This is a genomic window from Enterobacter sp. CM29, assembly GCF_013179605.1.
Lineage (GTDB): Bacteria > Pseudomonadota > Gammaproteobacteria > Enterobacterales > Enterobacteriaceae > Enterobacter > Enterobacter intestinihominis.
The window spans coordinates 1-7,990 of the sequence record NZ_JABMCU010000198.1 but is presented as its reverse complement, the minus strand read 5'-3'; the positions used below and the strand labels follow the sequence as shown (position 1 = coordinate 7,990).

The window sequence follows — 7,990 nt, the reverse complement described above, 5'->3', positions numbered from 1 at the left end:
CCTCCTGACTCACCGGCTTGGCAATATAGCCGTCGAAGCCCATTGCCAGGCAACGCGCCTGGTCGCCCTGCATGGCATGGGCAGTCATCGCAATGGCGGGCTGGTGGCTACGCCCCCGCGTGAGTGTCTCTTCACGAAGCAGGCGAATGGCCGTTTCACCGTCCATTTCTGGCATTTGCAGATCGATCAGCATCAAATCCCACGACCGTTCACGCCAGCGTTCGAGAGCCTCCCGGCCATTGGATACCACTTCGCAACGGTGGCCGAGCTGCTCCAGCAGGCGTCTGGCGACTTTCTGATTCACCAGGTTGTCCTCGGCCAGCAGGATGTGAAGCCCGTTCTGCACCTGTACAGGCGAGGTGACGGGAGAGGGATAAAGAGAAGGGGGTGATGCCAGCTGTGGAGTGGGTGCCAGGACGCTGGCTATGGTTTGATAAAGTTCACGTTGGGCAACCGGCTTATGCAAATAGTGGGCAATCCCGATACGCTTGAGCAGATTGGCATCGAAATGGCGGCTCATGGAACTGAGCATAATGATGTGGCTTTGCTCGGCCTGCGGCATAACAGAGAGTTCAAGGGCTAGCGATACACCGTCCATATCCGGCATCTGGGCATCCAGCAGGATCAGCGGCCAGTATCCCTTTTTTGCAGTCAGGCTTAACGCTTCCCCGGCGTTGTTAACACAGGTCGGTGTCAGACCCATCTGGCGAAGCATGGTATCCAGCAGCCGCAGGTTGGTACTATTGTCGTCTACAACCAGTACCGATTCGCCGTTAAAGCGTGCTACAGGAGCATCGGTTGCTGGGACAGCCAACTGACCTTCCAGTGGCAACGTAAAAGCAAATTCGCTGCCTGCACCCGGCTCGCTCTGAACCGTTAGCTCTCCGCCCATCAGGCTTACCAGGCGGGCAGAAATGGTCAGTCCGAGGCCAGTACCGCCGTAGCGGCGGGTGGTAGAGCTATCGGCCTGGCTGAACGCCTCGAAAATGGCTTTTTGTTTCTCCATCGGGATGCCAATGCCGCTGTCGCGTATGCGAAAACGCCAGTGTCCTTCACTTTCTGTAGGCTCTATTGCCAGCATAACCTCACCGTGATGGGTGAACTTCAGCGCGTTGCCCAGGAGATTAGTCAGAATTTGACGTAGTCGGGGACCATCAACGATGAGCACTTCAGGCACCCCCGGAGCGATATCCACCAGCAGTTCAATGCCTTTTTCGCTGGCGGAGGGCATATGCGGGCGGATGAGCGACTGCACAAAGGGGCGGATTTCCAGCGGCTCTGTATCGACGGTCATCTTACCTGACTCAATGCGTGAGAAATCGAGAATGTCATTGATGATATGCAGCAGTGACTGCGCTGAACTCATCACCAGAGAAAGATATTCCCGCTGTTCGGGGTTGAGCTGTGTATCGAGGCAGAGTTGAGTCATGCCCAGAATGCCGTTCATCGGGGTGCGAATTTCGTGGCTCATGTTGGCGAGAAATGCACTCTTCGCCTCGTTGGCCTCCCGGGCCACTTTCGCCGCTTCAATGGCTAACAGCTCGGCCTCCTTGCGGCGGGTGATGTCCTGTAGGGTGCCGATCACCCGTTCGGCCTGCTGCTGCATAGTGAGGGTGACCACCTGTCCCGAAATCAGCATCCAGCGCCAGCCCTGCGTCGCGTGTTGCACGCGAATCTCACATTCAAACACCGGCATGTGCTCCTGCCTGGAGGCGATCATCGCGTTGCGCAGGACGGCACGATCCTCTTCATGGACCAGGTTCAGTAAAAAGCGCAGCGGGTAGTGCAGTTGCGTACGCGACTGACCCACCATCGCCAGCAGCGTATCGTTCACCTCCAGGCTGTCGTGAGAGACCTGCCAGTTCCAGATGCCGATCTGAATGGACTCTGCGGTCAGTAAAAAATCATCGTGCAGCTGCTGGCGCGAGCGCTGGGCGTCGTCAAGCTCGGTAATATCGGTATGCAGGCTGAGGATGCCACCATCGGCAAGACGCTGATGCTGCACGTAGAGCCGCCGGTTTCCTGACTGCCGCACCTCTCGATGGCTTGACTGACGGCAGTTGCGAACGATCGCTTCACGCAGGGTCCGGCGGCGGGTGGGGTCAATGTTATAACCCGAATCAATAAATTTCTCCGCCAGGCTCTCAAGGGTAGCGCCGGCGATCAGCCAGGGGGCGATCACCGGGTAAAAGCGCGATATCTGGTCATTCCAGGCCAGCAGATGCTCGGCGGGATCGTAAATCATCACCCCCACAGGCAGCGCGTTGAGATCGAAACGGGATGTGGCTCGCATGGTTACTCACCTCTGGCCTTATAGTGCAGCTCCGCCTGACGGCGCAGATACTCCAGCCCGGGCGCAATGGCCATCGCCCAGGCTGTTAGGATCTCTTCATCGCAAAGTGGATCGCAGGCGCGTACTGTCCGGAGCATTGCCTCCCGCCAGAGGCCGAAAAATCGTGGTGGCAGGCGCAGCCCTTCATCACTCTGCTCCCGCGCCAGGCGTTCCAGAAAATCGGGCACAAAGAGCGAACCGTCAACGGCAAGCATGGCGAAAAAGCTCTTGAAGATCATCTGCTGGCCATCCCGGCCCTGATCCTGGGCAAAGTGCTGCTCCGTATCGGGGGACATATGAATAAAAGTCTCCCAGAATGCCTCAAAAAAGTGCCGTTTATCATTCTCCGGCAGGACGCGGCTCAGGCTGGCGTCAAAGAGATCGCGATAAAATTTCATGGTGCGGGCCTCGCGGCACGTTCGCCGGGCATGCAGAGGCCGGGCGGGTTGAAGGGATCCGACGTGCGGCGGGCAAAATAGCCATCGCTTTCCACAAGGCCATTTTCAAACAGCGGCCCGGCGTTGTGTTTGTACAGCAGTGCTTCCAGCACCATGGCGTTCGTCGAGAGTGTGAGCGTCGGGTTAATGTCGCCGGTTGCCTCAACGCGGCCCTCATACCAGCCCTGTTTCGGGTTATTCAGGTGCCGGGTAACGGTCATCAACGCGTCAGTGTAATCTGTCTCCCACAGCGCCCAGAGCACAAAGACGGCCTTAGTACTCACCTGTGCCAGACGGGGATAGCTTTTTCCGTCGTCGCCCAGGGTATTCCAGGCATAGCCATTTCCCCAGACGGTGTCCTCTACGTGCCAGGGGGCCTGAGAGAGGTAAAAATCGGCGCGTGCGGTTAGCGCGCGCTCACGCTCCCAGCGCGTTTTCTGGCTAAGCCATACGGCTTCGGCCCGTGCGCGCAGCGTTTTGTGAATATCGGACGCCACACCGGGCGGTTGCCAGCCAAACTCCAGCCCCGGCAGCATAGCGGGGAGGGTGGAGAGTAGCGACGGCTGCCAGGTCGTTCTTGGATCGCGCGCGTCAACGGCGAGGCTACGCTGGTAGAGAATGATGTTCTGAGAAGGCGGGGAAAATGCCTTACCCGATGGAAATCCCCACAGCCGAAACGCGCTGGCGGCATATTCGCTTTCACCCAGCCGCAGCTCGTCGCGCACCACCGGCTGCCCGTTCTGCATGGACGCAGACCACAGCTCCCCGTCCTTATCCATCACCGGACAGAAGTTCCAGCGCAGGATGATTTTATCCAGATATTCACGGTACTCAGGCGCGCGCTCAGCGGTGAGACGCAGCGCCAGCATCACACGGGCCATATCTTTTGCCGACCAACCGCGCAGCGCCGGTTTTCCTGTGAAATCGATGGGCGAAGCCGTTCGGCTGGAATAGAGCCTGCCGGGGGTGCGGGTTTCGGTCAGCGTCAGGCGGTTGAGGGTTCCGAGCAGGCGCGTCAGCCGGGCGTCGAATTCGTCCGCCTGGATCAGACCCAGCTCGCGGGCAGCCAGCAGGGCAATAAGCGTATCGCCAATTTGCCACAGCGTAACACGCGGCTGTTTATCGCTACCGTTGACCAGCCCTGTCTGAGGCTGGGTGTTATTCTCAAAATAGCGCCATGCGATACGTGCCCACTCCCGCTCCTGTGGGGTCAGATTACTGATGCGCGCGGTGGTGTGCCAGCCACCTTTGGTCAGCCAGCGCCAACCTGCGCCTTCACGGCTAAACAGGGCGAAGGCGATAATAAGAATTAGGACGGCGGCAGCCAGCCAGTGGGCTAAGGTCTTAAGCATTGTGCGGTCACCGGCGGCAGTTTCACAGGCTCGTCCGTATTACAGGTAGCACACTGACAGGCCTGGCAAGCGGGTTTGGTGCGAAGGGTGGTTCCGGTCTGTTCACACCATGTCTTCACCGCTGGCGTACTGTTCAGGAACGGACGGTTGCGCGAGGCATTATTTGGCTCAAAGAGATCCACCAGCTTTTTTTCCCACAGGGAGGGGGCGAAGTGGCGATCTTTGGGATTATCGCTGTTGAACTGCAACAGCTTGCCCTCTTTTTTGAACAGCAATGCTTCTAGCATGATGCCGTTGTTATTGGCGGTGAACTCTTTGATGGGGCCGTCGCCGTTTTCGTACAGCCCTTCATAGTATCCTTTGTCCGTCTCGTTGGCGTTTTCAATGGCGTCCAGCAGGCGGTCGGTATAAGGCGAGTTCCAGAGAACCCACATCCCGAGCGCCGCTTTCAGAGAGACGGCGGCCGTATTGGAAACGTATACGCCTTTATCGGTGATGGTATTCCAGTTGAAGCCGTCGCTAAAAACGGTGTCGTAGACGAAGTAAGGGGACTTATCGAGTTGATGTTCAGAGCGAGCGGATAAAATACCGGTGATGGCGTAGCGATTCTCCTGAGCCTGGTAAACCCTGTCGGCGAAGTTTTTCATCCACGGATGGGAGTAGTCACGCGGACTGTTCTCTCTGTCCGTCGGCTTGTCGAAACCGAATTCCAGGCCGTAAAGCACATACGATTCGGTTACGACGTAATTATGCTGGTTGGTGAGGCGCGGATCGCGCGAGTCATAGGGCACCATTACGCAGTAGATCTCAGCCAGCTCATAGGGCTGGGGCTGGCTGGACTGACAGGTTCCAAAGCCCCACAACGCGAAGCCCGCGGCGCCGTACTCTTCATAGCCCAGCCGCCCCTCCTGCACGTACTTTGGCTGGCCGTTTTCCAGATAGGCTCCGTACATCATCCCGCAGGGGTTGATGACGTTGGTGAAATTCCATCCCAGCATCACGTTATCAATGCTGTTGCCGTATTCCGGATAGCGCTCCTTAATGACCTTCAGCCAGATCAGCATCCTGCCGATGTCCAGTGCCGAGAAGCCAATTTCACCAGGTTTGTTCTGGTAGTTAACCTTCTGGGCGGTGATGGTGTTATAGGCTTTATTGGGCAGTTCGTTGCGGAACAAATCCAGTTTGTTCAGGGTGGCGAGTAATTTCAGCATTCTGCGATCGAATTCGGCTTTATCAATAATTCCCAACTCCCTTGCGGCCGTCATCGCGGCCATATAGGAGGCGCTATCCCACATGGTGGTTGAGGGAAATTTATTGACGGCGTTCACCAGGCCGGTCGTAGGCTGGTAGTTCACAACGAAATATTGCCAGGCGTTTTTGGCAATGGTCATCTCCCGAGGCGTGAGTTCGCCGCTACGCGGCGGGTAATCCGAGGCGGGAAGGCCGGTCGCTGCCTGGGCCGCAGAGAGTGAGAGCCAGCCTGCCACAAGCCCGGCCAGAAGAGGAAAAAAGAGGATAGATTTCAGCTTCATGGCTTCGCTCCTGCTGAAGATGTGAGGGAAGTGGCGGGACCAGGGCAGGCCAGACAAAGCATCTGACCGTGAGCAATGTACGCCAGGCTCTCAAGCACGACCGCATTGGTATCGGCGTCAACGATCTCGTTCACGCTGCTGTTAAGGTTAAGTCCGCGCTGCCAGCCCTTACCCGGAACCTGTAGCTTCTGCACCTGCTGGCGCAGTGCTTCGCTCCAGCCATTACGGAACAGGGCGTACCAGGCAAAGGCGGTGCGGGTAGAGGTAATTGCCGTTTGCTCGGGGGTAGCGTCAAGCAGAGCGCTATTTTGCAGCGGCTGGCGATCGGGCAGATCGTTGACGTAATCCGGCGCGGGCTCAGCGTAATCGGTGCTGATCGGTGGCTTGCGGACCCGCAGGCCGTGACGGCGCTGCTGGATCTGCATTATGCGCCACGTGATTTCTGCGCTCTGCGCATCAAAACCCAATTCGAGACCCGTTAATAGATAGGGAAGGCTGATAAGCGAAGGCTGCCGACCCCACGGCGTGCGTAGCCCTTCGTCAGGCACCATTATTCCGTCGATGTCGATCATCTGCTGTCCTTCCGGCGGATTCGTTACCGCCAGTCCCGCCGCGCTGTCGATCAGCCGAAGCGTATGGCTGGCATACAGGCGATAGCCGAAGCTGTTGCGCGGCTCGTCCGTCGCCAGCGCCCAGTGGTGTAGCGGGACCGCGGCCTGGCTGGTGGTGTTGTTGGCAATCAGGGCGCCCATATTCCAGCGTTCAAGCAGATTGCGCACGGGGCCAGCGTGCTGAGGATAGCGCCATAGCAGCGTTTGCAGAGCGTTAAGCAGACGGCCCATGCCGATCGCCGAGGCGTCCGGTTTGCCCAGGGCTTCCAGCGTGTCGGCATGATAATAGGCGGCAGGCAGCCCCTGAGGATTGAGTGGAAGGCTGGCGAGAGCGGCCAGTGCGGCCGCGATGCGTTCATCAAATTCGCCGGGAGTAAGAATGTTGAGTTGCCTGGCGGCTACAGCGGCAAACAGATAGCTGCCGGTGCTCCACAGGCTGAGCCAGGGCTCGCCATTCTGCGCGTTGGCCAGACCATTAGGCTGCGTGTTGTTCACATAATACTGCCAGGCTACCCGCGCCCAGATGGCTTCTTCGAATGTCAGTTCACGCGGAGCGGGCAAGGGCGGGAAATCGTTACTCAGCGACATCCCCGCGCTGCTCTCCACCCGTGTCGGCATCTGTTTTTCAACCCAGACGACGATGGCGAATCCCAGCAGAAAGCCGAGCAGAATAGTAAGGTAGCTGCGGGCAGACAAAAGCGCGTCGCGTTTTCTCATTCGCTCACCTCTTCTTCCGCCGGGGTCCACATGGCGGCGAAGATAAGCGGCAGCATGGCGGCAATGTTGACTGCACCCCAGAAGATGTTGATGACGTAGCCAGACGGATCGTCAACCTGCCCGCGTGCAACCTGAATACCGCCCCAAATCAGCCCGGCCAGGGTGAGCACGACGATGGCGATCTGCGGTTTTACCAGATAAAGAAAACGCCCCGTCTGCCGCTCTTTGGGGGTGACGTGGAATTTGATCTGCTCTCCGCGCAGGACCGTGTCGAGCGCGCGCAGATTCATGGAGAAGAATGAGAGATATGATGCTCTGCCATCCCAGGCTGATATTCCCCAGGTGCCGAACATAAACGCCAGCTCCGACACAATAAAAAAGGGCAAAAAATGTAGGTAAAAGGGTTCAGACCACGCTGATACAGGGGGTATACCGGTAAAAAGGTAAACAATGGGCGATATCAGGAAAATAGTGTTCCACACGCAGGCCAGATAGGACCAGAAGGTGGTGGCGTACATCAGAGTCTGCGGCAAAGAGAGCTTAAAGCGACGACGGCTGAAGATATTGTCGTGGAACAGAATATCCAGTGAACCCGCGGCATATTTGAAGCGCTGGATCATCCACGTCAGCATATCCTGCGGAGAGAGCATTTTCGATTCGATCCGCGGGTGCATTACCGAGCGCCAGCGGCGGGCGGCATCGCCGTGGAGCAGGATAGAGGTATAAATATCTTCCGATACGTGAAATTTATAGGGCGTGAGTTCCGTATCGAAGGCCACGTGGGGACGCATGGCGTCCTGCAGGGTTTCGCGCATGACGGGATCGCGTATATCCCGCGTGTGGCGATCGATCTCTTCTTCAACCGTCCATACGTAGCTGCGCAGCGCCGCCTGCATCACCGCTTCGCGCCTGTGTACAGAGGCCGCACCGCAGCAGAAGGCAGCGTTGGCCCAGTTTCGCCGGCGCAGGATCACATCATAAAACATGCGCGGATCGTTAAAAAAGGGAT

The 7,990-nt window shown here is 57.8% G+C and carries 5 protein-coding genes and 1 pseudogene; all 6 read right to left on the bottom strand.

The genetic code is table 11. The annotated features are described in order from the left end of the window. A partial coding sequence (locus HP459_RS19200; RefSeq protein WP_171936660.1) for a PAS domain-containing hybrid sensor histidine kinase/response regulator occupies positions 1-2,293 on the bottom strand: 2,293 nt, incomplete at its 3' end. 2 nt (positions 2,294-2,295) lie between these two features. Further along, the gene (locus HP459_RS19195) at positions 2,296-2,730 is read right to left on the bottom strand and encodes a globin (protein ID WP_046621214.1); all 435 of its coding nucleotides are present in this window, start codon (positions 2,728-2,730) and stop codon (positions 2,296-2,298) included. Continuing rightward, positions 2,727-4,121: a DUF3131 domain-containing protein gene (locus tag HP459_RS19190; RefSeq protein WP_171936659.1), complete on the bottom strand. Its 1,395-nt coding sequence runs from the start codon at positions 4,119-4,121 to the stop codon at positions 2,727-2,729. The genes HP459_RS19195 and HP459_RS19190 overlap by 4 nt, the downstream gene beginning before the upstream one ends. Further along, entirely contained in the window at positions 4,106-5,653 is a 1,548-nt protein-coding gene (locus HP459_RS19185; protein ID WP_171936658.1) for a DUF3131 domain-containing protein, read from the bottom strand. The genes HP459_RS19190 and HP459_RS19185 overlap by 16 nt, the downstream gene beginning before the upstream one ends. Then, positions 5,650-6,981 carry a DUF3131 domain-containing protein gene (locus tag HP459_RS19180; protein WP_046621209.1) on the bottom strand — a complete coding sequence of 444 codons (1,332 nt, stop codon included), beginning with the start codon at positions 6,979-6,981 and terminating at the stop codon, positions 5,650-5,652. Before HP459_RS19180 ends, HP459_RS19185 begins: the two co-directional genes overlap by 4 nt. Further along, positions 6,978-7,990, bottom strand: a pseudogene (locus HP459_RS19175) (cellulose synthase); the annotation flags it as partial. The pseudogene HP459_RS19175 and the gene HP459_RS19180, both read right to left, overlap by 4 nt.